This is a genomic window from Kitasatospora sp. NPDC049258, assembly GCF_040678895.1.
Classification (GTDB): domain Bacteria; phylum Actinomycetota; class Actinomycetes; order Streptomycetales; family Streptomycetaceae; genus Kitasatospora.
In genome coordinates this window covers 14,359-40,285 of sequence record NZ_JBFAQT010000053.1, presented here as the reverse complement: position 1 = coordinate 40,285, position 25,927 = coordinate 14,359, and the positions used below count along the sequence as shown (strand labels likewise).

Below are 25,927 nucleotides of genomic sequence, written 5' to 3'. Positions count from 1 at the left end.
CGGCGCCTTCCTGGACGCGCTGGCCAAGGAGTTCGACTTCGAGCCGCCGCGCGAGTATCGAGGGTCGGACGCCCTTGCTTGCTCCGTCTGGGGCAGAGCGGTGGTCACCTCCGTTGCGGGGCAGGGGGATTACAGGGTTCTCGGGCTGGTCGTTCATGGGCTGGCAGACGATGGTCACGGGTGTGCTCCACAGGAGTGGGCGGTCGGTGCGGGGCATGGCAGTCTCGGTGGGCAATTTCCGGATGGGTGCCGGTTTGGTGGCGCCGGACTTCGCGGGTATGAGCGGCCATCAGGCACGGCTTCCCGGACATGGCCTGCCGTGCAGGAGGGGCGGTCCCTGGTGAACGTGAGTTCCGCAGGGCGCAGGGACCTGGCTGCGAGGAGACTTCTGCCGACACCGCTGTGAGTCGGCAGAAGTCGGTGGCCAGCCGACGAAGGCAAGTCGGTCAGCTGGCCACGGCGGCGGTCAGTCGGCCTCGGTGTGTGGACGGCCCTCCTCACCACCCGACTCCTGACGGAGCCTCTTCATCAGCTCCGTGAGGCGGGTACTGCCGAGCGGAAGGCCGGCTTCTCGGACGGCCTGCTCGACGACCGCGCGGGTGAGGCGACCGTGGGCGGCGGCGACCGCCGCGCGGCTGACCTCCAGCAGTTGCTCCATCGACGCACCCGGCGGACGGCCGACCGGCTTGCCCTCGGCGGCGCCGTCGCGACCGCCGACCTGGGACTCTGCTGCGGTGTCAGCGACTTCTGCCGAGGCGCCAGCTGGGCCGTCCGCAGTGCCGAACGGCTGGTCATCGCCTTCCGCCGACTGGCGACCGGGCAGCGCGTCGCTCCACTCGGAGGGCAGCAGGCCGGCGGCGGACAGCAACGTCAGCAGTGCGGTCTCGTCACTTCGGTCCTCCATCCGCTGCGGCTGGACGTCCTCGTCGTGGTCGGCGGTGGCGGGGTCGGCAGAAGCTCCGCTGTGCGGATCGTCGATCTGCTCACCCCGGCGGATCACGGTGTTCTCGCCGTGGCGGGCTATGAGGATGTACAGGTGGACGGCGCCACCGAGGGCAAGCGGGGCGAGGATCGACAGGAAGCCGACGACGGTGTCGCTGAGCCGGAGCCTGCTGTCTGTGCCGGCCAGGTCGTTGAGGCGGACGGCGTGCAGGGCGTTCGCCCACACGCTGGCGGCGGTCGCTCCGGTGAAGAGCGTCCAGGCGTAGGCGCGGGCGGCCCGGGGGGCTTCGCGCAGGACGAGCAGGGCGCGCACGCCGTAGGCGATGAACCCGTCGATGATCAGCGGGAACACGTAGGTGAGCGGGCCACGGACGTGGATCGCGGCGGCCATCTGCCGCAGGGCGTCGTAGGACAGGGCGAAACCGAGCGCGCCGAGCAGCACGACTGTGAGGCGGTCCCAGACGGAGACCCGGGCGGCAGGTATGTGGGCAGGGGGCAGTGCGGTGATGGTCACGTGAGGTACTCCAGGTGGCCTCGTCGCTGCGAGGGCAGGGCCAAGCGGCGAGGCGGCGGTGGGGTGGACGTGTGAGGCGGGATGCCGGGCCATGCGGCGTCAGGTGCCTGGTGGCAGAGCAGTGCCGGTGCGGCTCAGGCGGTGCGCCGTCGGCGGTCGGGGCCGGTGAGGATGACGCGCTCGCACATCTCCGCCAGCCGGGACGCGGTGCGGTCGCCGAGGGCGGCGCGGATGTCGCCGAGCGGCAGGTTGGTGGTGAAGATCGTCGGGAGCATGTACTCGTAGCGGTGGTTGACCAGCCGCAGCGTGAGCGCTTCGGTCCACTCGGTCGCTTTCGCGGCGCCGAGGTCGTCGATGATCAGCAGCGGGCAGGCCATCAGTGCGCGCATCTCCTGCTCGCCGTCGACGCCCTGACGGGGCCTCTGCGCGGCGTACAGCTCCTCGGCGGTCGTCTTGATCCACCGCAGGCGCACACCGCCCGCGAGCAGGCTGCGGACCGCTCCGTACGCCTGGTGCGTCTTGCCCGACCCGGTCGAGCCGGTGATCAGCAGCGACGGGCCCTGGGCGATGCCGGGAGCGCCGCCGGGTCCTCGGCGGCTGGCCAGGGTGACCTGCTGGACCCAGGTGGTGACCTCGGGGTGGTCGGCGACGGCGAGTCGGTAGCGCGGCGGGATGCGCCGGTCGGCGAGCTCCAGCACGGTGGATGGCTGGTCGGCCTCGCTTTCCGCTGCGGTGGTCGGGACGGCCTGGATGCGGGCGAAGCGTTCGCGCCAGCCTCCGCCGATGAGCTTGGGATCGCGGTCGGCGGTACGAGCTGCCGTCGGGATGGAGGTCACAGCTCGCCCCCGTAGTAGGCCAGGGCGTCCCCGGGGTTGGTGAAGGGCTGGTGCTGTGCACGGGCAGCGGTCTGCCGAGCCGCTGCGGGCTGGGCGTTGATGGCTTCGTGGACCATGTCCGGGAGCAGGCTGGGGCTCAGCGGCCTGGCCTGGTACCGCGCCAGGCCGGCCCGGATGTCATCCGCGCTGTAGCCCTCGGCCAGAAGATCGGAGATGACCTTGCCGAGGTGCCCGCGCACCTTGGCGGGCGGGCGCTTGCGGCAGCTCCGGACGTACTCGGCGAGCAGGTCGTGGGCAGTCACGCCGTCATCGGTTGCCTGCCCCACGACGTGGTGCGGCTCGTCCTGGTGAGGGATGCGTGAGGGTGCCGGGGTGGGCGCGGCGGAGCCGCCCCCTTTAGGGGTAGATCCAGGATCCAAGATCCTAGATCCAGGCACGAGGTCCTCCTGAGCCCTCCGGAGGGATTCCGGAGGCGTGCCCTGACCTGCTGTTTCACCGGCATCCGCTGCCTGGTTGCCTGATCCGGCCCTGCTGAGGGTCTGTGGAGCGGCCTCGGGAAGCGTGGTGTCGCCGACCGGTGCCGAAAACGGGCCGGAGAGGGACTCCGGAGCCTTCCCGAGGTCCTCCGGAGCCGGGCGGGCACACCGCTCCCCCTTGCACTTGCCGCACCGCCGCCCATGCTCGTGCACCGGGCACGAGGGCAGCCGGGAGGCGCTCGGGTGGGAGATCTTCTGGTGCTCGTGCCACTTGGCGACGTGCAGGTACTGGCGGCCGTCGCAGCCGGTGTACCGGCAGAGCAGGCCGACGGAGGCGAGCTGCTGGAGGTCGTCCGCGCAGTGGACCGGGGTGTGCTCGGGCCGCAGTGCCCACAGGACGCCGTTGATGATCGCGGCGTGGTCGATGTGGCGGCCCTCATCGTCGACCTGGGTGAGCAGGCAGACGAAGGTCCGCTCGGCGGTCAGCGACACCTCAGCGAGGCTGAGCGACTGGGTGATCTCGGGCTTGATGGTGCGGATGCGCGCCACGGCTACCGCCCCGCCTTCGGGGGCAGGCTGCCGCAGGCGGGTGTGGTGCGAGCCGCCGGGGTCGTACTCTTGGGCATGGCTTCCTCCCCGAGGCACCCGTGACTGTGACGGTCCGGTGCCTCGGTTGATCGCTGTGGTAGGTGGTCGGTTCAGGGAGTTCCTTCGGCCCTCGGTGCGCCAACACCGGGGGCCGCTCCCGTTTTCGGGCGGTCGCGCGTTCCTCTCCGCGCCGCCCCGTTCATCCCCTCCTGCGTCTCCGGTCGACCGGCTCTCTGCCGATCTCGCCGCCTCGGCGGACGCGACGTCCGCGCCGCCAGCGACGTTCCATCTTGGAGCGCCACGTGGCAAGGCGGCATGGGCTCCGCCCTCCCGCCGAGGCGCGCACCCAAGGACTATCAGCAAAGTCCGGCCGCACCAAACAGCATGTCAAGGACCATAAAGCGGTGGACAAACCGGCACGTGCGCGGACGGCACAGCACGATCCGCACGGCATTCTCGGACTACTTGGTGCGGCCGGAGATCCATGCTTATATCCCGTCATGGCAACACGACCCGTCGAGATCGGCCCGACCGGACTGCAGACCGCGAAGAACATCGAGCGGCTGCGGACCGAGCTCGGCATGAGCCAGCGCCGACTCGCCGAGATCCTCACTGACCTTGGCCGCCCTACGCCCACGACCGCGCTCAGCAAGATCGAGCGCGGCGAACGGCGCGTGGACGTCGACGACCTCGCCGCCATCGCCGTCGCACTCGGGGTCTCCCCCGCCACCCTCCTCCTGCCGCCCGTCGCCGACGCGAGCCGTACCACCGTCACTGGCGCCGGCCCCGTCACCACCGAGGCGGCCTGGGACTGGGCCGACGGCATCAGCCCCCTTCTGCCCTTCCCCGTCGACGAGCCCGACCAGGCCGACGAGGACGGCCCGCTCACGCACGCCCTGCGCGCGCGGCCGGAGGGCAGACGTACCCGACACCTTCCGCTGCTCGCGACCGCCCGACAGGCAGCCGGGGCTGGCCCGTTCAGCCAGTTCACCCGGGGTGAGCTGGTCCAGCTCCTCGACAACCTGAGGGCCGCGATCACCCGCGACTGAACCAGGAATCCCAGCCCGGCCACCTCCCGGGCCCGTAGCACCCCTGCTCGTTCCGGTGTTGGCGCACCGGAATCGCAGCGTCGATCCGAAACCGACCACCTACCACAGCGATCAACCGCGGCGACGGCCCGTCACAGCCACGCGCGCCGCGGGGGGAGAACCCATGCCTGAGAACAGCAACCGCCGCTCTACCAACGCCTCCGAGCAGTACCTGACCGTCGGCCAGGTCGCCGAACGCTTGGGCACCAGCGAGCGATTCCCCCGGCGCCTCATCGCCGAGCGGCGCATCGCCTTCGTCAAGATCGGCAGCCACGTCCGCATCTCCGAGAGCGTGCTCGCCGCCTACATCGAGGCCAACACCGTCGCCCCGGTCCGCGCCGGCCGCCGCCGCTTCGGGCGGGCCGCCTGATGGCGAACAACTCCGGCCGACGGCGTCGCTGGGGCTCCGTCCGCAAGCTCCCCTCCGGCCGCTTCCAGGCCCGCTACCCCGGCCCCGACGGCCTCCTGCGCAACGCAGAGGAGACCTTCGCGACCAAGGGCGACGCCGAAGCCTGGCTCGTCGAGACCGAGACCGACATACGCCGCGAGGAGTGGCGCAACCCCAACGCGGGAGCCGTCAACTTCCTCCTCTACGCCACCGCCTGGATCGACGAACGCGACCTCGCGCCGCTTACCGACGAGCTCTACCGTCGCCTCCTCCGCCTGCACCTGGAGCCGACGTTCAGCGAGTCCGAGCTGAAGGAGATCACCGCTCCCCAGGTCCGGGCCTGGCGCGCCGCGCTGGTCAAGGAGGGCAAGAAGACCACCGCCGCCAAGGCATACCGTCTCCTGAAGGCGGTCCTGGAGACCGCCGTCGACGACGAGCTCATCCGCCGAAACCCCTGCCGCATCAGGGGCGGTGGCAAGGAGGAAGCCGAGGAGCGTCCTGTCGCGACCGTCGAGCAGGTCCTCCAACTCGCCGACCTTATGGGCCCGCGCTGGCAACTCATGGTCCTCATGGGCTCCTTCATGGCCCTCCGCCCCGAGGAGCTGGCCGAGGTCCGGCGATCCGACGTCGACCTGGTCAAGCGCGTCGTGTGGATTCGGCGCGCGGCCCCCGAACTGACCACCGGCAAGCGGGTCCTGGGCGACCCGAAGTCCAAGGCCGGCAAGCGACCGGTCGGCATCCCACCCGAAATCGTCCCCGACTTCGAACTGCACCTGCGCTGGTACGCCGCGAAGGAGAACGACGGCCTACTGTTCATCGGCGAGCGCGGCGCCCCGTTCCGCCGCTCGACCTTCGGCCGCAAGTGGCGCAAGGCCCGCACGAAGCTCGGCATGAACGGCTTCCGCTTCTACGACCTCCGCCACACCGGCAACGTCCTCGCCGCCGGCACCGGCGCCAGCCTCAAGGACCTCATGGCCCACATGGGCCACTCCTCCGTCCGCGCCGCGTTGATCTACCAACACGCCACCGCCGAACAACAGACCAAGATCTCCAACGGCATCAGCGCCGCCGTCGTCGACATCCGCACCCGCCGACTGACCCCGACCATAGCCGCCACGACACCCGACGAAGGGAGCGCAGCGCAGTCGTAGCAGAGCGCCGGTACCGGTGTCCCGGTCAGTCGATCGCTGGCCGGGACATGCCGCGCGGACATCTCCAGAACTGCCTGCGGTAGCCCATTGCGCAGGGCTTCATCCCCAGACCTGCCTTGCCAGAGCTTCGCCGGCAATACGCACCTTTAGGACTGGGTGTTGGTGGGATGCCGGCTGATCAGGCCGACGATAACCTTTCCCGTGACTCCGGCTGTGTCGTCGTAGAAGTAGATCCTCGGCGAGGTCGACCCCTTGGAGTCGATCTTCACATGGGCCTCCATCACTACCTTCCCTGCTGGGTCTACCTCGATGGGGACAGGGAGGAGGCGTTCGTCCAGCCACTGGTTGTTGACCGACTCGGACTCCACCATGGCCACGTTGTGCTTCGAAATCACCAGCGCACCCGAAGGTTGTCGTTCGCAGAACGCCCTGAAGTTGCCGTTGAAGCCCTCGGTTGTGGAGATCAGCGCGTAGCTATCCAGAGCTCGAAGCGCCTGCCAGGACTTTCGCGCCCACATGGGCGCCTTCCGCCCGTCGGTGTCGTCGAGGCCAAGAGTCCGGCGGCGGTCGCCAGAAAAGAGGATCTTCGGAAGCTCGCCAAGCCGGTCTAGGAGGGTCTCAAAGCTCGAGGGCGGCTCTGGGACGAGCACTTCGGCGTAGGCTTCCTCAGCTGCGCCGGATTTCAGAAGCAGCGTTCTGAGCCTGTGAACCTCGCCGTGGGCCTGCTCCAGCGCTGCGAGCGTCTCCAAATGCTCGGCCATGTCCTGCTCGGCTTGATCCTCGGCAGCCCGCTGCGTCGCGCTTACGTCGCTCATCTGATGCTGGAGTCGTAGATGGTCATTACCCTGGCGCACCAAGGTCTCATCCGCGGCTTGGAGTAGAGCAGTCAGAACAGCAACTTCTTCACGCAGGGCGTCGTTGAGAGACGCCTGATCCGACGCGGTGTCACGGGCACGACTGACAGCGCTGCGGCGCTCTGCGGCAGCATCCTCTCGAGCACCACCGCTCAGGAAGACGGCATCCCGAAGGCGATCAGCGGTGGGAGATGCCGTGGTGTGCCGCTGGACTGCTGGAGCTATGTTCCGCCATGCATGGTCGCGCGAATCCGCCATCCGGGCCCAGGACAGGAAACGGTGACGGTAGCCGTCGGCGGGCCATGCCGGGTCCACCTCAGGCAAGAAGGTGCGAATCATTCCGGGGGCCACCCGGTGGTCCTCACCTATCTCCCGGCGGAAGGTGTCCACAGCATCAACGTCGACCAAGAGGTACAACGAGGCGAAACCAGCTGCCTGTTCGCAGATCCTGCCGAAGCGCCAACTCCACTCAGCATTCTCAGTGAGCGGACGGGCGGCGACGATCGCAGGCTTGTGCCGATCGCGATGGGTCAGTACATGGAGCAGATCATCGACGTGATCAGCAGTAATGTCCTGTGCTGCGGTGGTGAGGTGAGCTACTGGCCCTTCCGGAGGCAGCCCGTCGACTGGCGACAGTGCGTCAACCAGCTGTCGAATGATCCGCGGAGGTCCGCTAGGAGGAGGAGTGTCTCGGTCTGCCTGACATTCAAGATCGACTCCCACAAGGGCAGCACCATCCACCCCGGCTGACAACGCGCTGAGAGTCGTGATCCATTGGACCGAACCCTGGTCCTCGGTGAGCTGCAGTCGGAGCCCAGCCTCTCCTCCATCTGCGCCATAGGTACTGACCACTTCAAGTGATGTCGTCAGATCGGGACGGTGAAGCCCAGACGACGCCACTGCCTCTGGACCGTACCCCTTATCGGCAAGCCAGCTAGCAGCTCCAGCGCGCACGGCTTTGAAGACGTCAACCGGGTCACTACCTGCGCAGTTGACCGGAAGCACAGTGCGGTACAGCAGGGGTGCCTGGACCATGAGGAAGAGTGTCCTTTGCTCAAGCCAGCATCAGTAAACGCGCTTGGCAGCCACAGGAATTGAAACAGCGCGCCCAAGATAGTGGACCCTCTCGACCAACGCATAGAACCTTCGCACGCGAGGCTGCCGGGGCGACGAAGCAACGGCGCCTACAAAGCGCCCGAGGACGCGAGCGAGTCAAGCCGGGCACCCAGCGGGCCCGCACCTGCGGATCCACGGGCCGCGAGATCCACGGGCCGAGCCGTTCCAGCGCGCACTACCGATCAATCCCAGGATAAGTGACGCGGGTCACAGAGTGCCAGTTCCCGCCACGCGAGGAACCCCGCCGGAAGCGGCCGCCAGTGGTAGCCAAGATGCCCTCATCCGACGCTCCGTCGGCCCCATCTGGCACGGATCTGGCACGGCAGCCCCGAATTGGTCCAGACAACAAGAAAGCCCCAGGCCGTTGACCTGGGGCTTTCCTTCGGAGCGGGCGACGAGAATCGAACTCGCGCTATAAGCTTGGGAAGCTCATGTTCTACCATTAAACTACGCCCGCACGTGATGAGCCGTCAGTGACCGCTCGATCGATCACCACTGTACCTCATCCGCGGAGCACCCCGGGGCGCCTGGCGTGGATGTCCCGTCGGGCCGGTGCGGTGGCGGCCGGTGGGGCGTGGCGGGTGGGGCGGGCCTTCGGGGTGGAGGGCGGCGAGCCGCCATGCGCGGTGTCCGGAACATCCCCTAATGTGACGCTGTCGCCGGGCCGGCCAGGGCGCCGGCCGCAGGGTGTTCGGGGAAACGATGGGAAGGGGACCGATGGAGCAGCGCACCGTCGTTCGTTGTGCCGAGGGGCATCTGTTCAGCACCACCACGTTCCCGATGCAGAACCTCGGCGCCGGCCGGCTCGGTCCGGGCCGGCTGATCCGGTGCCCCCAGTGCGGGCGGCTGCGCAACTCGGTGCCGGCCGATCCGAGCGAGCTCTCCGCGCCGGAACTGGCCCGTGCGCTGCGGCTGGAGGCCGCCGAGTTCCTGGCCTGAGGCCGGGCGGCGGGTGGTGGGGCGGGTGGCCGGGGGCGGGCGCGATTGGGCGGGCGCGCCCAGGTGCACGTAACCTCGGTGGCGTGCTGCTCTCTGACAAGGACATTCGTACCGAGATCGACAAGGGTCGGGTCCTCCTCGACCCCTTCGAGCCCTCGATGGTCCAGCCGTCGAGTATCGACGTCCGGCTGGACCGCTACTTCCGGGTGTTCGAGAACCACCGCTACCCGCACATCGACCCCTCCGAGGAGCAGCCGGACCTGACCCGGCTGGTCGAGCCGGAGGGGGACGAGGCGTTCATCCTGCACCCCGGTGAGTTCGTGCTGGCGGCAACGTACGAGCGCCTCACGCTGCCGGACGACGTGGCCTCACGCCTGGAGGGCAAGTCGAGCCTCGGCCGGCTCGGCCTGCTGACGCACTCCACCGCCGGGTTCATCGACCCGGGCTTCAACGGGCACGTCACCCTGGAACTGTCGAACGTCGCGACGCTGCCGATCAAGCTCTACCCGGGGATGAAGATCGGACAGCTGTGCCTGTTCCGGCTGTCCTCCCCCGCCGAGTACCCGTACGGGTCCGAGCGGTACGGCTCCCGCTACCAGGGCCAGCGCGGCCCGACGGCCTCGCGCTCGCACCTGAACTTCCACCGCACCGAGATCTGACCGCAGCACGCGAGCCGGAACGGCGCGAGCAGCATCCGGAGGGGCGGCCGAGCTTTCGGCCGCCCCTCCGGCGTGCTCCGAGCCGCTGCGAGCAGCGCCGAGCAGGCTCAGGCGCGCTTCGGGCGGGTCACCGCGACCAGCTCGCTGCCGTCCGCGGAGAGGGTCAACTCGGTGCGCAGCTCGGACAGTTCGCCGAGGTGGTGCAGGTGGGTGCCGCCGCAGAAGATCTCCGCGGGGCCGGCCGGGAGCTCGCAGTGCCAGCGGCGGCGGGCGGTGAGCTCGGGCCCGGGCACCTCGATCCGCACCGCCGCGTCGGCGGCCACCCAGGCGGCGAGCTGCCGGTTGACGGCCTCGGCCACGGCCGGCAGGGCGTCCGCGAGGGCCGGGAGGTCCTCGGTGGCCTCGGTGCCGAAGCCCTTCTTGCGCAGCGACTTGCCGAGCCGGTAGGTGTCGGTGGAGGCCTCGGTGTCCATCACCGAGCTCGCCATGGCGAGACTGTCGAAGTCGGGGTTGCCGAAGGCGTCGGCGCGGCCCGGATCCTTGCGCCAGCGGGGCGCGAGCGCCTCGTTGAGCGCCAGCGCGAGCAGGTGGCACCCGCTGTGCGCGGCCGAGAGCAGGCCGCGGCGCTCCGCGTCGACCTGGAGCTGCGCGGTCCGGCCGACCACCTCGCCGAGCGTCTCGGCCGAGGACTGCGGCAGTACGTGCAGCACCAGCCAGGACCAATCCTCGTCACCGCGCCGGACCGGGATCTCGGCGCCCACCAGCACGTCGCCGCCGTCCGGGCCGAGCGCGCCGGTCAGGCAGTCCACCACGGCGTGCTCGACGCCGTCGACGGTCAGCGAGCCGTGGTCGGCGGGCTGGTCCGGCCAGGTGTGGTCGAGCGGGTGGAACGGGGTCGCCTCGGTGATCACGGCGGGCCGCCCGTCGGCGAGCCGGTGCACGGCGAGGATCGCCGCCTCGCCGCGCACCGTACCGGCCGGGAAGCTGACGTGAGTGGTGGGGAGGGTCATTCGGTGGCTCCGGTCGCGGTGGGACGGGCGGGAAGGAGGGCGGAAGCGGGCAAAGCCAACAGCCTAACGCCCGCCCCGCGCCGGCTCAGCCCAGCGTCGGGAGCTTGATCAGCACCAGCAGCGCCAGCAGCTGCAGCGCGGCCGCCCCGGCGGCCTTGCCCCACGGCAGGTCGTGCACCCGGCGCACCATGGTGGTCAGCAGGACGGCGCAGAGCATCCAGGTGGCCCAGCCCACGACCTGCACCACGGTGTTGTCGCCGGGCAGGAACAGCGCGAGCAGCAGCCGCGGCACATCGGTGGTCCAGCCGATCAGGACGGCCAGTCCGACGGTGGACTGCCAGGGCCCGTCGCCGCCGAACTGCCGGGCGAGTGCGTAGGTGACCGCGCCGAGCATCGCCCCGGCCAGCGTGAAACCGACCGCGGCGCCGGCGATGGCCCACACCGCGACCGAGAAGGTCGAGTTCACCACCTCGTCGTGGGTGGAGCCCATCCCGAGCACGGCCAGCACGCCGTAGATCAGCGACACGCACAGCGCGGGCAGCCAGACCTGGTGGTCGCGCATCCGGGTGAAGGTGCGGGAGGGCTCGCGGTAGATCCCGGTCAGCAGCGGCCGCCACGGCATCCGCGGGCCGGCCACCCGAGGGGCGCTCTGGCCACCGGCCCGGTACACCGCCACGTTGTCCTGCGCCGGGTAGCCGTCCGGCCCGACCGGTGCCCCCTGGTCGCCGTACGGGTCGTAGGCCCCGTACGGGTCGTCGCCCACCGCGAAGGCCCGGGTGTGCCCGGGCTGGTCCGCCGCGAACGGGTCCGCCGGGTGCTGCCCGGCCGGGCGGCCGTCGGGCTGCGGGTAGGCCTCGTGGGGCGCGGTGAAGTACTCCGGCTGCCCGGAGCCGCCGCCGTGCTGCGGGGACGCCGGAGTGCCGGGCGCGGGCCAACCCTGTCGGGGGTCGCCGCCCTGCCCGCTGTCGTATCGATTACCAGCCACGGGATCGACGGTACCCGGTCCGGCTGACCGCCCGTCGGGTGATCATGGAGCCGTCGGGAGATTGGGTCCGTCCTGTGACGACCCGGCCCGGCGCCCCTTACCGCCGGGACGGGAGCAGGCGCCCCTTACCGCCGGGACGGGTGCAGGCGTCGCGCCGGCGCGCTACCGCCCGGCCACCGCGGACCTGGCCGGCCCCGCGCCGTGCACCGCGGCGGCCGGCACCTCGCCCGCCGGGCAGCCGCCCGGTCCGGCGGTCAGCCGCACCGCGCCGACCGGCAGCAGCGTGCCGCAGGCCACCCGCAGACCGCTGGGCAGCTCGTTGTCGGCCTCCACGATCGCCCCGTCGCCGATCACCGCGCCGTCCAGCGAGGTCCGCGCACCGACGGTGGCGTACGCGCCGACGATCGAGTCCTTCACGTAGGCGTCCGGGCCGATCACCGCACCCGTGAGGATCACACTGCCCTCGATGATGGCGCCCGCCGCGACGCTCGCGCCCTCCGCGACCACGGTGCCCGAGCTGAGCACCGCGCCCAGGTCTGCCTCGGCGCCCGGCAGCAGCAGCGCCTCGCCGGTGGGCCCGGGGACGGCCGGGGAGTCGACCTTGCCCAGCACCAGGTCGGCGGAGCCGCGGACGAAGGCCGCGGGGGTGCCGAGGTCGAGCCAGTAGGAGGTGTCCACCACGCCGCGCAGCAGGGCGCCGCTCGCCAGCAGCTCGGGGAAGGTCTCGCGCTCCACCGAGACCTCCCGGCCGGCCGGGATCCGGTCGATGACCGAACGGGTGAAGACGTAGCAGCCGGCGTTGATCTGGTCGGTGACGATCTGCTCGGGCGTCTCCGGCTTCTCCAGGAACTCCAGCACCCGGCCGGAGGCGTCGGTCGGGACCAGGCCGAAGGCGCGCGGGTCCTCGACCCGGGTCAGGTGCAGCGTCACCTCCGCGCCGGCGGCCACGTGGCCGTCCCGGAGCGCGGCGATGTCGACGCCGGAGAGGATGTCGCCGTTGAAGACCAGCACCGGCTCGTCCGGGCCGCAGGTCAGCCCCGAGGCCGCGTTGCGGATCGCGCCGCCGGTGCCGAGCGGCTCCTTCTCGGTGAGGTAGACCAGCTCGATGCCGTACGGGCTGCCGTCCTTGAAGTGCTCCTCGAAGACCTCGGCCAGGTAGGAGGTGGCGAGCACCACCCGGGTGACGCCGGCCGCGGCCGCCCGGGCCAGCTGGTGGGCGATGAAGGGGACGCCCGCCACCGGCAGCATGGGCTTGGGGGTGTGGGTCGTCAACGGGCGCAGCCTGGTGCCCTTACCGCCAACCAGCATGATCGCTTCGGTCATCAGCGAAGTACTCCCCTAGGTAGAACTGGCTACCCGGCTCCGGCGGCTGTCGGCCACCGCCGCCGAGTCGGCCGACCTGCGGTGCCGTCCTCGTTGACGCCGCCGATGCATCAGGTCGATGCGCCCCGATGTTGGCGCCATGTCCAATCAGCGGCCGAGATATGCGCCAATGATAGGGGCTGACAACCAATGGTCACGCGCCGGATTGCGGTTACCCACCGGGTCACCGACCGCTCGGCCGGACGGGTGGGCGCCCGGTGCCGCGAGGCATTGAGTGACAGCCGCCGCCCGGTAACGGTGCGGCGGAGTGGTGAAGATCAGCACCAGCCACCATGCGCAGTCGCTCGATGCCACTGGGCCACCGAACCGCCGAATCCGCACACCAATCCGATCGGGGCATTGTCCATCGCCGTGCTCGTCGTCCGCGACGGCCTGCCGAATTCGGCTCGACCGACCTTGCATATCTGGGCAAACGCGCACAGATCGCACGCCGGAGCTGCGGCGGGGCCCGGAAGCCGCTCCGCCTCCGGGCCACCCATTGCGGTCCGACGGCGCCACCCCGAACCCGTTGTGAACGGCACGAGGAATGAGAACTCCGACAAAGGCGCGCGGGGCACAACCGGCGTCGGCCGCGCGGCCGACGATTACCCGGACGCATTCGGCCCGCGGTTCGACCGGGCGCCGAAGCCGCAATTACCCCGCGCCGCAGGATTTGCGGACGAACGGGTGGCAGTCACCCGCCAGGAGGATCCTCGGGATTCACCGGACGGGCCGGGCGACCTCCGATCCCGCCCCGCGACGACTCGCCCGCACCACGACGCACCCGCACCGCGGCCCCGCCTGCCGGACGGGGCAGGCGGGGCCGCGGGATGAGGCGGGATCAGTCTCCCGCACCGGAGTGCCGGCTCAGGCCTCGACGGGCTCCGGCTCGGCCTCGACGGGCTGGGCCTTCACCGACTCGAGCAGCAGCTGCGCGACGTCGACGACCTTCAGGTGCTCCTTGGCGGCGCCCTCGTTCTTCTTGCCGTTGACCGAGTCGGAGAGCATCACCAGGCAGAACGGGCAGGCGGTGGAGACGATGTCGGGGTTGAGCGACAGCGCCTCGTCGACCCGCTCGTTGTTGATCCGCTTGCCGATCCGCTCCTCCATCCACATCCGCGCGCCGCCGGCGCCGCAGCAGAAGCCGCGCTCCTTGTGGCGGTGCATCTCCTGCTGGCGCAGGCCCGGGACCTTGTCCATGATCTCGCGCGGCGGGCTGTAGACCTTGTTGTGGCGGCCCAGGTAGCAGGGGTCGTGGTAGGTGATCAGGCCCTCGACCGGGTTGACCGGGACGAGCTTGCCCTCGTCGATCAGGTGCTGCAGCAGCTGGGTGTGGTGGATGACCTCGAAGTGGCCGCCCAGCTGGGGGTACTCGTTGGCGATGGTGTTGAAGCAGTGCGGGCAGGTGGCCACGATCCGCTTGACCGGGGCGTCCTCCAGCGCGGCGTTCAGGTTCTCGACGTTCTGCGCGCCGAGCATCTGGAACAGGAACTCGTTGCCCAGGCGACGGGCGGAGTCACCGGTGCAGGACTCCTCCTTGCCGAGGATCGCGAACTGCACGCCGGCGGTGTGCAGCAGCTCCGCGAAGGCCTTGGTGGTCTTCTTGGCCCGGTCCTCCAGCGCGCCGGCGCAGCCGACCCAGTAGAGGTACTCCACCTCGGCGGGGTCGATGTCCTCGCCGATCACCGGCACCTCGATGCCGGTCTCCTTCTTGAGCTCCTTGACCCAGTCCAGGCGGGCCTTGGTGGCCATGCCCCACGGGTTGCCCTTGTTCTCCAGGTTCTTGAGCATCGTCCCGGCCTCGGTCGGGAAGGAGCTCTCGATCATCACCTGGTAGCGGCGCATGTCGACGATGTGGTCGATGTGCTCGATGTCCACCGGGCACTGCTCGACGCAGGCGCCGCAGGTGGTGCAGGACCACAGCACGTCGGGGTCGATGACCCCGTTCTCCTCGGCGGTGCCGATCAGCGGGCGCTCGGCCTCGGCCAGCGCCTCGGCCGGGACGCCGGCCAGCTGCTCGGGCGTGGCCTGCTCGTTGCCCTCCATGTCCTTGCCGCCGCCGGCCAGCAGGTACGGCGCCTTGGCGAAGGCGTGCTCCCGCAGGCTCATGATCAGCAGCTTGGGCGAGAGCGGCTTGCCGGTGTTCCAGGCCGGGCACTGCGACTGGCAGCGGCCGCACTCGGTGCAGGTGGAGAAGTCGAGGATGCCCTTCCAGGCGAAGTGCTCCACCTGGGAGACGCCGAAGACCGCGTCGTCGGCCGGGTCCTCGAAGTCGATCGGGGCGCCGCCGCTGGTCATCGGCCGCAGCGCGCCGAGCGCGACGCCGCCGTCCTCCTCGCGCTTGAAGTAGATGTTGAAGAAGGCGAGGAAGCGGTGCCAGGCCACACCCATCGAGGGGTTGACGCCGATGGTGATCGCCCACGCGAAGGAGATGCAGATCTTCAGCATCGCGAACAGGTAGATCAGGTTTTCCAGCGTGCCGTGCGCCAGGCCCTTGAAGGCCAGCACCAGCGGGTAGCTGACCAGGTAGGCGGCCTCGTACGAGTCGACGCCGGCCAGCGCCCCCTCCAGGCCGCGCAGGATCATGATGCACAGGCCGATGCCGAGGATCGTGTACTCGACGTAGAAGGCCTGCCAGGCGATCGAGCCGGCGAACCGGGACTTGCGGCCGGCCCGGCCGGGCAGGCTGAGCAGCCGGATCACGATCAGCGTCGCGATGCCCAGGGTGGTCAGGGTGCCGACCAGCTCGGTGAAGATCTCGAACGGCAGCCAGTGGCCGATGATCGGCAGCACCCACTCGGCGTCGAAGAGCTGGCCGAAGGCCGTCACCAGGGTGGTGACCAGGGTGAAGAAGCCGACCGCGACGAACCAGTGCGCGATGCCGACGACACCCCAGCGGTTCATCCTGGTGTGGCCGAGGAACTCGACCGCGACGGTCTTCACCCGCTGCGCGGGCTGCCCGGTACGGGTGGAGTCCGGCGCGCCGGTCTTCACCACCTTGTAGATGTACGCGGCCGCCCGGGCGGCGAGCGCGGTGCCGATCACAGTCGTGACCAGCGAGATGACGATCGCTGCTAGCTGCATCGGCTCTCCGTCTCCAGCGGCTGGTGTCCCACACGGCGTGAACGGGGGGACGGGTAAAGAGGTCCCCCCGATTGTACTGATGGGTAACTTATTGGCCCAACGGGCCGGACACTACCGCTCCTTACCACTGATCCATAAGCCACTCAAGGTATGGCGACAGTCACTAAGGCCAGACTCACCCGCACGGCCCAGCCACCACCCGACCGCCACGCCGGGATCGCCGAAGAGATAAGCGCTCAGTAAAGTTGAGCGACACGGACTCATAGCTGTTGACGCCTCGATCCCGTTCAGGCATCCTTGAGTCCGTACAGCTCAACTTCTTCAGTGGAGGTATTTACGATGGCACGCGCGGTCGGCATCGACCTCGGTACGACGAACTCCGTCGTCAGCGTTCTTGAGGGCGGTGAGCCCACGGTCATCACCAACGCCGAGGGCGCTCGGACCACGCCGTCCGTCGTCGCCTTCGCCAAGAACGGCGAAGTTCTGGTCGGCGAGGTCGCCAAGCGCCAGGCGGTCACCAACGTGGACCGCACCATCCGGTCGGTGAAGCGCCACATGGGCACCGGTTGGAAGATCAACCTGGACGGCAAGGACTTCAACCCCCAGCAGATCAGCGCCTTCATCCTGCAGAAGCTCAAGCGGGACGCCGAGGCCTACCTGGGCGAGACGGTCACCGACGCGGTGATCACCGTCCCGGCGTACTTCTCCGACTCGGAGCGCCAGGCCACCAAGGAGGCCGGTGAGATCGCGGGCCTCAACGTGCTGCGCATCGTCAACGAGCCGACCGCGGCCGCGCTGGCCTACGGCCTCGACAAGGACGACCAGACCATCCTGGTGTTCGACCTCGGCGGCGGCACCTTCGACGTCTCGCTGCTGGAGATCGGCGACGGCGTCGTCGAGGTGAAGGCCACCAACGGCGACAACCACCTCGGTGGCGACGACTGGGACCAGAAGGTCGTCGACCACCTGGTGAAGGTCTTCCAGGCCGGCCACGGTGTCGACCTGTCGAAGGACAAGATGGCCCTCCAGCGCCTGCGCGAGGCCGCCGAGAAGGCCAAGATCGAGCTGTCCTCGTCCTCCGAGACCTCGATCAACCTGCCCTACATCACGGCCTCCGCCGAGGGCCCGCTGCACCTGGACGAGAAGCTCACCCGGGCCCAGTTCCAGCAGCTGACGGCCGACCTGCTGGAGCGCTGCAAGCACCCGTTCCACAACGTCATCAAGGACGCCGGCATCCAGCTGTCCGAGATCGACCACGTGGTCCTGGTCGGCGGCTCCACCCGGATGCCCGCCGTCGCCGAGCTGGTCCGCGAGCTGACCGGCGGCAAGGACGCCAACAAGGGCGTCAACCCCGACGAGGTCGTCGCCATCGGCGCGTCCCTGCAGGCCGGTGTCCTCAAGGGCGAGGTCAAGGACGTCCTGCTGCTCGACGTCACCCCGCTGTCCCTGGGCATCGAGACCAAGGGCGGCATCATGACCAAGCTGATCGAGCGCAACACCACGATCCCGACCAAGCGCTCGGAGATCTTCACCACGGCCGAGGACAACCAGCCGTCCGTGCAGATCCAGGTCTACCAGGGCGAGCGCGAGATCGCGGCGTACAACAAGAAGCTCGGCATGTTCGAGCTGACCGGTCTGCCGCCGGCGCCGCGCGGCCTGCCGCAGATCGAGGTCACCTTCGACATCGACGCCAACGGCATCATGCACGTGGCCGCGAAGGACCTCGGCACCGGCAAGGAGCAGAAGATGACCGTCACCGGCGGCTCCGCGCTGCCGAAGGACGACATCGAGCGGATGATGCGCGAGGCCGAGCAGTACGCGGAGGAGGACCACAAGCGCCGCGAGGCCGTGGAGACCCGCAACCAGGGCGAGCAGCTGGTCTACTCGACCGAGAAGTTCATCGCGGACAACACCGACAAGCTCCCGGCCGACGTCAAGACCGAGGTCGAGACGGCGATCACCGAGCTCAAGGAAACCCTCAAGGGCGAGGACATCACCGCGATCCGCGAGGCCACCGAGAAGGTCTCCACCACCGCCCAGAAGCTCGGCGCCGCGCTGTACGCGAACGCCGACGCCGCGGGCGCCGCCGCCGGTGACGCCGAGGGCGCCGCCAAGGGCGAGGACGACGTGGTCGACGCCGAGATCATCGACGACGAGAAGCCCAAGGGTGGTGCCGCATGACGGAGAAGCCGCAGGGCGAGCAGCCCGGCGACGACTCCGCCGCCGAGGAGGCAGTGCTGAAGGCCGCGGAGGAGGCCGCCGCGGGCGGCGCCGTCGAGGAGCTCGCGACCGCCAAGCGCGAGCTGGCCGAGCGCACCGCCGATCTGCAGCGTCTCCAGGCCGAGTACCAGAACTACCGCAAGCGGGTCGAGCGCGACCGGCTGACGGTCCGTGAGATCGCCGTCTCCAACATCCTGGAGGCGCTGATCCCGGTCCTGGACGACATCGGCCGGGCCCGCGAGCACGGCGAGGTCACCGGTGGCTTCAAGTCCGTCTCCGACAACCTGGAGACGGTGGTCGCCAAGCTGGGCCTGCAGCAGTTCGGCAAGGAGGGCGAGACCTTCGACCCGACCCTGCACGAGGCGCTGATGCACAGCTACTCCTCGGACGTCACCGAGGACACCTGCGTCCAGATCCTCCAGCCGGGTTACCGGATCGGCGAGCGGATCATCCGCCCGGCGATGGTCGCGGTGGCCGAGCCCCAGCCGGGCACGCAGACCACGGCTTCGCCGGATTCCGAGAAGTCGGAGTCCGACAAGGCTGACGGTGCGGCCGACAACTGACAATCTGTGCGCTGCGGAGTCGTACGTCGTCGAGTACGACGGACGGCTCCGCAGCGCCGTATGGACTGACTTCGGGAGGTGGCGGCAGCCATGAGCACCAAGGACTACGTGGAGAAGGACTACTACAAGGTCCTCGGCGTGCCCAAGGACGCCACCTCCGCGGAGATCAAGAAGACCTACCGCAAGCTCGCCCGGGAGTTCCACCCGGACGCCAACAAGGGCGACACCAAGGCGGAGGACCGCTTCAAGGACATCTCCGAGGCGTATGACGTCCTGTCGGACGACAAGCGCCGCAAGGAGTACGACGAGGCCCGCTCGCTGTTCGGCTCGGGCGGCTTCCGCCCGGGCGCGGGCGGCAACGGCAGCCACAACTTCGACTTCGGCGACCTGTTCACCGGTGCCGGCCAGGCCGGCGGCAGCGGCGGTCTCGGCGACGTGTTCGGCGGCCTGTTCAACCGCGGCGGCCGGCAGCCCCAGCCCCGTCGGGGCGCCGACGTGGAGACCGAGGTGACCCTCGGCTTCGACGAGGCGGTGGACGGGGCGACCGTCCCGCTGCGGATGACCAGCCAGGCCGCCTGCCGGACGTGCAGCGGCACCGGCGCCAAGGCCGGCACCACGCCGCGGGTCTGCCCGACCTGCGTCGGCGCCGGCACGGTCAGCCGGGGCCAGGGCGCCTTCGCGCTCTCCGAGCCCTGCCGGGACTGCAAGGGCCGCGGCATGATCGTCGACGACCCGTGCACCGTCTGCCACGGCAGCGGCCGGGCCAGTTCGGCCCGCACCATGCAGGTCCGGATCCCGGCCGGGGTCCAGGACGGGCAGCGGATCCGGCTCAAGGGCAAGGGCGCCCAGGGCGAGCGCGGCGGCCAGCCCGGTGACCTCTACGTCACCGTGCACGTCGACGCACACCCGGTGTTCGGACGCAAGGGCGACAATCTGACGGTCACCGTGCCGGTCACCTTCCCTGAGGCGGCGTTGGGCGGCACCATCGAGGTGCCGACACTCAACGGTCCTTCGGTGAAGCTCAAGCTGCCCGCCGGCAGTGCGAACGGCCTCACCCTCCGGGCCCGTGGCAAGGGCGCCACCCGCAAGGACGGCACCCGCGGCGACCTCCTGGTCACCGTGGAGGTCGTGGTCCCCAAGCTCGTCACCGGCGACGCGCTGACCGCACTGGAGCAGTACCGCGAGGCCACCGCCTCCGACGACCCGCGAGCCGCCCTGTTCCGGGCGGCGGAGGGAGCGTGAGCAGATGATCACTCCGGACAGCCCGATCGGGCCGGGCCTCGGCGAGGGCCTGCCCGGCGGCACCCGCCGCCGGCCCGCCGCCGGCCCGACCCACTACGTACTGACCGAGGACACCCCGGTGTACGTGATCTCGGTGGCCGCCGAGCTCTCCGGACTGCACCCGCAGACCCTGCGGCAGTACGACCGGCTCGGGCTGGTCTGCCCCGACCGCACGGCCGGTCGCGGCCGGCGGTACTCGGCGCGGGACATCCAGCAGCTGCGCGAGGTCCAGCGGCTCTCCCAGGACGAGGGCATCAACCTGGCCGGGATCAAGCGGATCATCGAGCTGGAGAACCAGGTGACCGCCCTGCAGTCGCGGATCGCCGAGCTCGCCGACGCGCTGGACGGCGCCGCCAGCACCCTCCAGCAGCGCGAGGCCGCAGTGCACGCCTCGTACCGCCGCGATCTGGTGCCCTACCAGCAGGTGCAGCAGTCCAGCGCCCTGGTGGTCTGGCGGCCGAAGCGGTAATCGAGGTGCGGCCCGGCCGTGAGCCGCCGACATCCCTCCTGAAGGGGGGTGCCGGCGGCTTGGCGTTGGTGAGAGAGTGCCAACCAGCAAATCCGGGGATCGGTTGGTGGACGGAACGAACGGATACCCGTGCGTCCGCCGCCTAGGATTCCCGGTGAGGTGGGCCCGACCTACCCGGTGCACCCCAGTTCGGCCGACGGCGAGGAGCCATAGATGAGCGGGCGGGACGAACTTCGTGTCCCCTCGGGAGGGGCGAGTCCGGTCTCATCCGAAGCACGTCAGCTCTACCGGCACGTGGTCCGCTCGCACGGCCGGCTGGCGTTGGCAGATGTCCATCCGGACTCCAAGGAACACCTGTCGGAGCTGCTGCACCTCGGGCTGCTGGTGCCGGACTCGGACAACCCCGATGTGCTGATAGCCGTCGACCCGATGCAGCTCTCGATGACCCTGAGCAGTACCTGGCAGCGCCAGGCGCTCGAACTGCTTTCCCGGGCCGTCGCACTTCCGGGCGGGTTGCAGGATCTTGCCGAGGAATTCCACGCCCCGAAAGAGGTGGGCGGCACAATCGAGTACGTGCGGGGGAAGGTCCTCATCAACCAGCGCCTGCGACAGTCCGTGGCGAATGGCGTGGAGGAAATTCTCGCTGCTCAGCCCGGCGGCCCCCGCCCGCCCGAGGTGCTGGCGTCGACCATCCAGCAGGATCTCGACACACTCCGCAGAGGCGCCGAGGTCCGGACGATCTACCACCCGAGCACCCGCTACCACCAGCCCACCCGGGACTACGTGGCGACGCTCGCCGAGGCCGGCGGCCAGTTCCGGACCCTGGACGAGCCCTACACCCGACTGATCATCATCGACCGGCGGATGGCGGTGCTCCCGGTGGCGGACGACCTCAACCTGGCCGCCTTCATCCGCGACGAGGCGATCGTCAACTACCTTGCGCAGGAAGTCTTCGAGCGCAACTGGAACCGCGGGCTGGGCTTCGACGGCGACCGGACCGTGCCGCAGCAGGTGATCTCACGGCTGCGGCAGACCATCATCGACCTGCTCCTGCAGGGCACCAACCACCGGGTGATCGCACGGCGGTTGGGCATCAGCGAGCGCACGCTCGCCCGGCACCTGGCGGAGATGCGGGAGGAGTACAACGTCGAGTCGCTCTTCCAGCTCGGCTACGTGCTCGCCACCCGCGCCGCCCAGGCGCCCGTGGAGCCACCCGCCGACTTCCAGTGACCGCGCCCAACCCCGGGCATGCCGCCGGGCCGGAGCCTCCTCGGCAGGGCGGCCACACGGCCGGGAAGGCTCGACGGCCCGCGCGGGACGACGATCTCAGGGGCCCGGAGCGGGAGTGCGGTCTCCGTGGATTCGGGCACCTTCAGGGCTGACGCGACGACACCGGCGGTCCGGGATCAGTCGGAGTGGATCACTAGTACGCAGACGCACTCAGGTCCAGGAGATATCCGCGGCGGTCGCCACCGGTGTGGCGATATGTGCCGGGGAAGCGCTGACGGGTACATGCTGGGAATTCCCTGCCACCGACAGCGCGCCGGTCAGCGCAGCTGCGCCTATGGCGAGCGGAACGACGATGCGCCGGACAAAACCGCGCATGCGAGACATACGACCACCTCTTCTCATGCCGTGCCCCCGCTGGACAAAGTCAAAGTATCGAACAACCGCTCCGATGATGCCTTAAACGGCATCAACTGTCACGGTGCGTCCCAGGGTAAAGGCGTGGCATCTCTCTGCCAGGCAGACAGATGCCACCTCGACCCGGTGGACTCGCACGGCAGGAGCGGTGGACGATCAACTGGCCCACTACAGGACCGGCGCCAACCCGCAGCTTGACGTCGCCAGTTCAACTTTATGACATCCGATCAAGCAGCAGGATGCCGATTCACGGGCAACACACCACAACACCACATCGCCCGCCAGCACCATCGGTTCTCTTGGCCGGCCACCTCTCCCGGAGTCGACATGACTGAGCCCTACCTGCGCCATCGCGCCGCCCAGACCCCCGAGGGCCGGCGCGCACGGGTCTTCCTGGCCGCGCCGCTGATGCGGCTGACCGGGCCGGCCGACAGCGTGGTGACCCTGGCCAGCCGCACCCGGCTCACCACCCTGCGGACCACGCTCCTGCGCAGCGGTGCGGCCGTCTACAGCGGCCACCACAGCGACGCCTGGACGGTGGCCGGCCGCGCGCCGGAGCCCCGGGTGCCATCCGACTTCCGCGCGATGCAGACCGCCGACCTGGTCTTCGCCTACGTCGGCGCACCGCTGTCGGCCGGCGTCAGCCTGGAGCTGGGCTGGGCCTCCGCGCTGCGCAAGCCGATCGTCCTGCTGGTCGACGAGGCGATCACGCACAACCCGCTGATCGCCACCATCGAGCAGGTCTCCCCCGTCCTGCCGCTGGTCTTCGACGACACCTGGTCGCAGGAGGCGCTGCACCACACCGTCGAGACCGCGCTGGACTGGGCCGGCATGGCGCTGTCCCTGCGCGAGGGGTTCTGGACGGCCCCCGGCGAGCAGTTCCCGATCCCCCGCCAGCCCGCCCCGAGCACCCGCCCGCACGGCTACTGGTCCCCCGAGATCGCCACCGGCTGACCCCGGCGACGCGCTCACCCGCCCGACGGCGCCTCGGCTCCCCGCATCTGCCAGCCCAGCTGGAAGAGCGTCTCGGCGTCGTACAACTCCCGGAGCCGGGAGATGTGCCCGGCCACGGTCCGCTCGCTCAGGCCCATCCGGCCCGCGATCGTCCGCTGCGTCAACCCCTGTGCGAGCAGCCTCCCGACCTGCTCGTGCACCGGCAGGCCCTCCACCTCCTGGTGGGCGGAGCCCCACTGGACCCGCTCGGCCCGCTCCCAGTCGCGCTCGAAGACGCCGACCAGGAAGCTGACCACCGCCGGATCCTCGATGAACGCGGCGCTGCTGTTGTCGGCGGAGGCCGGCATCACCGCCACCCGGCGGTCGAAGACGAACAGCCGGGTGAACGGCTCGCTGAGCACCCGGATCCGCTCGCCCAACTCGCTCACCCGGGCGGCGTACCGGACGGTCGGCTCGTCGAGCCTCGCGCCCGGCTGGTAGATCGTCCGGATCGAGCCGCCGTTCGCCAGGAAGTCCCGGGTGCGGGCGATCGACTGCTCGAAGTGCTCGGCCGGCCGCGCGCCGCCGGGCTGCGCCGCCAGGGTCTCCTCCCGGCACTCCGCCTCGATCTGCAGGATCCGGTGCCGGATCTCCAGGAAGTCGTCGACGTGCTGCACCTCGCTGGAGCGGTCCACCCGCCGCGGCGTCGCGTCGTACGCCCGGGTCAGCTCCTCCAGCAGGGTCGGCATCTCCTCGGCCTGCACCAGCATCCTGGTGCCCGCCGAACGCAGTTCGGCGCTGATCCGTTCGCTGACCGCGCGCGGGTTGACGGCCGTGAGCGAGGCGTCCTCGGTGTGGTGGACCAGCAGCCCGAGCTCCAGCAGCCGGAGCACCACCGTCGCGTCCTGCCCGGCGACCTCGCGGAACATCACCCGGCCGCCCTGCTCCAGGATCGCTTGGTACAGGGCCCGCTCGGCCGCGCTCGGCAGCGATCCCGCGACCAACTCGTTCACATCGCTCCACTTTGCATCGGCCGGGCCGGCTGCCGTGCGACCCACCGGGGCACCGGGGTCACCGCGCTCCGCCGGCCGGGGGCGGGGCCGCGGCGCGGCGGGGTGTCGGGCCCTGGGGCCCGGGGGCTGTCCCGCGAGGTCGCCCTGGCAGCGTAGTCGGCCGGGTTCCGGGCCCGTCCGGCGGTCCCGGCCGCGGTGGCGGGATCCCGCCACCGCCCGGTCAGGGCCGGCCGCCGCCGCCCCGCATCAGCCAGCCGAGCTGGAACAGGGTCTGCGCGCCGTAGCGCTCGCGCAGCCGGGAGATCTGACCGGCCACCGTGCGCTCGCTCAGCCCCAGCCGGGTGGCCACGGCGCGCTGGGTCAGGCCCTTCGCCAGCAGCCGGCCGATCCGGTCGGCGGCGAGCCGGGAGGCGCGCTGGGGGTCGACCTCCTGCCACTGGACGACGTCGGCGCGGCCCCAGTCCCGCTCGAAGAGCATGACCAGGAAGTGCACGGTGGCCGGGTCGGAGAGCAGCACGGCCCGGCTGTGGTCGTCGGCCGCCGGGATCACGGCCACCGCCCGGTCGACGATGATCATCCGCTGGAAGTTCTCGTCCAGCACCCGGACCTCGGCGCCGTGGCCGGTCAGCTCGACCGCGTACGCGACGGTGGCGGGCTCGGCCAGCACCAGCGGCTGGTACAGGGTGCGCATCCGGCTGCCGCGCTCCAGCAGGGTGAGGTCCTGCCGGCGGGCCAGTTCCATCGTCTCGGGCAGCCGGCTGCCCGGCTGCACGGTGAGCAGCTCCTGCCGGCACTCGGAGACCAGTTCGGCGATGCGGTGGCGGATCCGCTCCTGGCCGTCCACGTAGCTGACGTGGTCGCGGGCCTCCGGCTCCCTCGGCAGCGCGTCGTAGGCCCGGGTCAGGGAGGCGAGGCGGTCCGGCAGCCGTTCGGCCTCCAGCAGCAGCCCGGTGGCCTGCGAGCGGAGGTCGGCGCCGACCCGGTCGCCGACCAGCCGCGGGCTGACCGCGACGTAGGAGCGGTCCATCGGGTGCGGCATCACCAGGCCGATCCGCACCAGCTGGTCCATGCTCGGCCGGTCGGCGGGGGTGACGCGGTCGGTGGGGAGCCGGCCGCCCTCGGCCAGGATGGCCAGGTAGAGCCGGCGGGCCGCCTCGTCCGGTACGCCGCCGCGAGGGCCGTTCCCGGTCTGCGCCATCACGTCGCGTACTCCCTGCCGGGCTCGTCCCGAGCCTGATCACGCTCACAGCAGACCCGATCCGAGCGGATGGCAGGAGCCCCGGTACCTGCGTGCCCCCCGGAGCCAGTGCGCAGTTGCGCTCTGAAACCCCGGGAGGCCCGCCGGTGTCACACCAGATCCACGATGCTTTCGGTGCAGGCGGAGCAGCAACGCCTCACCGACTCCGGCTCGGGGGCCATCACCACACATGGCGTCCCGGTCGGCGCTCGACGCACGGTGCACCGGTGCAGCAACACCTGTCACACCCTGCGAGGAGCAAGTCACCTGTCATCGGGCTGCGGCTGCCCGGTGATCTGGCGTGAGTCCACCTTCACAGCGTGACGGGCGGGGAACAAGTGCTGTCCTGTTGCAGGTTCCCGCAAGTGCATAAACCTGCAGCCCGGTCGGCAATGGTCGGGTTTCCGGAGGAGCCGGTTTTCACTCCGCTCACACATTTCCGGTGCGCCGCCCGATCACCCGGCGGAGTGGAACCCCCCGTTCCCGAGCGTCCGCCCCACCGGCCTCCGGCGGGATTTCCGTGGGTCGGCCGGAGTCTACGCGCGTATCTCAGCATCGGCCGGGAGCGGTCGGAT

Annotated in this window: 21 protein-coding genes, 1 tRNA gene and 1 pseudogene; 11 read left to right on the top strand and 12 right to left on the bottom strand. The window is 70.2% G+C overall.

All coding sequences use genetic code 11. The features are described 5' to 3' along the window. Positions 1 to 466: 466 nt before the first annotated feature. The 3 genes from AB0K43_RS28920 to AB0K43_RS28910 all read right to left on the bottom strand — a co-directional run bounded on the left by AB0K43_RS28920 (position 467) and on the right by AB0K43_RS28910 (position 3,317). Complete coding sequence (locus AB0K43_RS28920) at positions 467 to 1,456, bottom strand: DUF2637 domain-containing protein (protein ID WP_363644889.1); 990 nt, start codon at positions 1,454 to 1,456, stop codon at positions 467 to 469. Positions 1,457 to 1,590: 134 nt separating this feature from the next. Further along, positions 1,591 to 2,208 (bottom strand): ATP-binding protein, encoded by a 618-nt coding sequence (locus tag AB0K43_RS28915; protein ID WP_363644891.1) that lies wholly within the window; start codon positions 2,206 to 2,208, stop codon positions 1,591 to 1,593. Between the two features lie 80 nt (positions 2,209 to 2,288). Next, positions 2,289 to 3,317, bottom strand: a complete 1,029-nt coding sequence (locus AB0K43_RS28910; RefSeq protein ID WP_363644887.1) for a hypothetical protein — start codon at positions 3,315 to 3,317, stop codon at positions 2,289 to 2,291. Positions 3,318 to 3,856: 539 nt separating this feature from the next. Between AB0K43_RS28910 and AB0K43_RS28905 the strand changes: the two genes are divergently transcribed. The 3 genes from AB0K43_RS28905 (at position 3,857) to AB0K43_RS28895 (ending at position 5,983) form a co-directional block, all read left to right on the top strand. Further along, entirely contained in the window at positions 3,857 to 4,405 is a 549-nt protein-coding gene (locus AB0K43_RS28905; RefSeq protein ID WP_363644885.1) for a helix-turn-helix transcriptional regulator, read from the top strand. A 163-nt stretch (positions 4,406 to 4,568) separates the two neighbouring features. Next, positions 4,569 to 4,814 (top strand): helix-turn-helix domain-containing protein, encoded by a 246-nt coding sequence (locus tag AB0K43_RS28900; protein WP_363644883.1) that lies wholly within the window; start codon positions 4,569 to 4,571, stop codon positions 4,812 to 4,814. Next, the gene (locus AB0K43_RS28895; RefSeq protein WP_363644881.1) at positions 4,814 to 5,983 is read left to right on the top strand and encodes a site-specific integrase; all 1,170 of its coding nucleotides are present in this window, start codon (positions 4,814 to 4,816) and stop codon (positions 5,981 to 5,983) included. Before AB0K43_RS28900 ends, AB0K43_RS28895 begins: the two co-directional genes overlap by 1 nt. Before the next feature lie 146 nt (positions 5,984 to 6,129). On the opposite strand, the gene AB0K43_RS28890 is transcribed toward AB0K43_RS28895, so the two are convergent. Together AB0K43_RS28890 and AB0K43_RS28885 are read right to left on the bottom strand one after the other, a co-directional pair. Then, a complete protein-coding gene (locus AB0K43_RS28890) occupies positions 6,130 to 7,872 on the bottom strand; it encodes a hypothetical protein (RefSeq protein ID WP_363644879.1) in 1,743 nt (580 codons plus the stop codon). Between the two features lie 467 nt (positions 7,873 to 8,339). After that, a tRNA-Gly gene (locus AB0K43_RS28885) sits at positions 8,340 to 8,410 on the bottom strand. 260 nt (positions 8,411 to 8,670) lie between these two features. Between AB0K43_RS28885 and AB0K43_RS28880 the strand changes: the two genes are divergently transcribed. Continuing rightward, the gene (locus AB0K43_RS28880; RefSeq protein WP_363644893.1) at positions 8,671 to 8,892 is read left to right on the top strand and encodes a hypothetical protein; all 222 of its coding nucleotides are present in this window, start codon (positions 8,671 to 8,673) and stop codon (positions 8,890 to 8,892) included. 83 nt (positions 8,893 to 8,975) lie between these two features. Further along, complete coding sequence (gene dcd / locus AB0K43_RS28875) at positions 8,976 to 9,551, top strand: dCTP deaminase (RefSeq protein ID WP_363644877.1); 576 nt, start codon at positions 8,976 to 8,978, stop codon at positions 9,549 to 9,551. A 107-nt stretch (positions 9,552 to 9,658) separates the two neighbouring features. Here dcd and AB0K43_RS28870 read toward each other — a convergent pair whose 3' ends face one another. The 4 genes and pseudogenes from AB0K43_RS28870 to AB0K43_RS28855 all read right to left on the bottom strand — a co-directional run bounded on the left by AB0K43_RS28870 (position 9,659) and on the right by AB0K43_RS28855 (position 15,992). Further along, the gene (locus AB0K43_RS28870; protein ID WP_363644875.1) at positions 9,659 to 10,561 is read right to left on the bottom strand and encodes a metal-dependent hydrolase; all 903 of its coding nucleotides are present in this window, start codon (positions 10,559 to 10,561) and stop codon (positions 9,659 to 9,661) included. An 85-nt stretch (positions 10,562 to 10,646) separates the two neighbouring features. Continuing rightward, complete coding sequence (locus tag AB0K43_RS28865) at positions 10,647 to 11,546, bottom strand: YIP1 family protein (RefSeq protein WP_363644873.1); 900 nt, start codon at positions 11,544 to 11,546, stop codon at positions 10,647 to 10,649. A 249-nt stretch (positions 11,547 to 11,795) separates the two neighbouring features. Then, positions 11,796 to 12,869 (bottom strand): annotated as a pseudogene (locus AB0K43_RS28860) (NDP-sugar synthase); the annotation flags it as partial. Positions 12,870 to 13,775: 906 nt separating this feature from the next. Next, positions 13,776 to 15,992: a (Fe-S)-binding protein gene (locus AB0K43_RS28855; RefSeq protein WP_363644871.1), complete on the bottom strand. Its 2,217-nt coding sequence runs from the start codon at positions 15,990 to 15,992 to the stop codon at positions 13,776 to 13,778. Between the two features lie 339 nt (positions 15,993 to 16,331). Between AB0K43_RS28855 and dnaK the strand changes: the two genes are divergently transcribed. The 5 genes from dnaK (at position 16,332) to AB0K43_RS28830 (ending at position 21,755) form a co-directional block, all read left to right on the top strand. After that, positions 16,332 to 18,173: a molecular chaperone DnaK gene (dnaK, locus tag AB0K43_RS28850; RefSeq protein WP_363644869.1), complete on the top strand. Its 1,842-nt coding sequence runs from the start codon at positions 16,332 to 16,334 to the stop codon at positions 18,171 to 18,173. Then, on the top strand, positions 18,170 to 18,775 hold the full coding sequence (grpE, locus tag AB0K43_RS28845; RefSeq protein WP_363644867.1) for a nucleotide exchange factor GrpE: 606 nt from the start codon (positions 18,170 to 18,172) through the stop codon (positions 18,773 to 18,775). The genes dnaK and grpE overlap by 4 nt, the downstream gene beginning before the upstream one ends. Positions 18,776 to 18,865: 90 nt before the next feature. Continuing rightward, positions 18,866 to 20,017, top strand: coding sequence for a molecular chaperone DnaJ (dnaJ, locus tag AB0K43_RS28840; RefSeq protein WP_363644865.1), 1,152 nt, complete (start codon positions 18,866 to 18,868; stop codon positions 20,015 to 20,017). A 4-nt stretch (positions 20,018 to 20,021) separates the two neighbouring features. Next, complete coding sequence (locus tag AB0K43_RS28835; protein ID WP_363644863.1) at positions 20,022 to 20,525, top strand: helix-turn-helix domain-containing protein; 504 nt, start codon at positions 20,022 to 20,024, stop codon at positions 20,523 to 20,525. 321 nt (positions 20,526 to 20,846) lie between these two features. Further along, positions 20,847 to 21,755 carry a helix-turn-helix domain-containing protein gene (locus AB0K43_RS28830; protein WP_363644861.1) on the top strand — a complete coding sequence of 303 codons (909 nt, stop codon included), beginning with the start codon at positions 20,847 to 20,849 and terminating at the stop codon, positions 21,753 to 21,755. Between the two features lie 210 nt (positions 21,756 to 21,965). Here AB0K43_RS28830 and AB0K43_RS28825 read toward each other — a convergent pair whose 3' ends face one another. Next, a complete protein-coding gene (locus AB0K43_RS28825; RefSeq protein WP_363644859.1) occupies positions 21,966 to 22,139 on the bottom strand; it encodes a hypothetical protein in 174 nt (57 codons plus the stop codon). Positions 22,140 to 22,496: 357 nt separating this feature from the next. On the opposite strand from AB0K43_RS28825, the gene AB0K43_RS28820 reads away from it, so the two are divergent. Beyond that, the gene (locus AB0K43_RS28820) at positions 22,497 to 23,123 is read left to right on the top strand and encodes a hypothetical protein (protein ID WP_350641057.1); all 627 of its coding nucleotides are present in this window, start codon (positions 22,497 to 22,499) and stop codon (positions 23,121 to 23,123) included. A gap of 14 nt (positions 23,124 to 23,137) precedes the next feature. Here AB0K43_RS28820 and AB0K43_RS28815 read toward each other — a convergent pair whose 3' ends face one another. Both AB0K43_RS28815 and AB0K43_RS28810 read right to left on the bottom strand, forming a co-directional pair. Next, on the bottom strand, positions 23,138 to 24,115 hold the full coding sequence (locus AB0K43_RS28815) for a LuxR C-terminal-related transcriptional regulator (RefSeq protein WP_363644856.1): 978 nt from the start codon (positions 24,113 to 24,115) through the stop codon (positions 23,138 to 23,140). 220 nt (positions 24,116 to 24,335) lie between these two features. Next, positions 24,336 to 25,313 (bottom strand): TrmB family transcriptional regulator sugar-binding domain-containing protein, encoded by a 978-nt coding sequence (locus tag AB0K43_RS28810; RefSeq protein ID WP_363644854.1) that lies wholly within the window; start codon positions 25,311 to 25,313, stop codon positions 24,336 to 24,338. Positions 25,314 to 25,927: the final 614 nt, after the last annotated feature.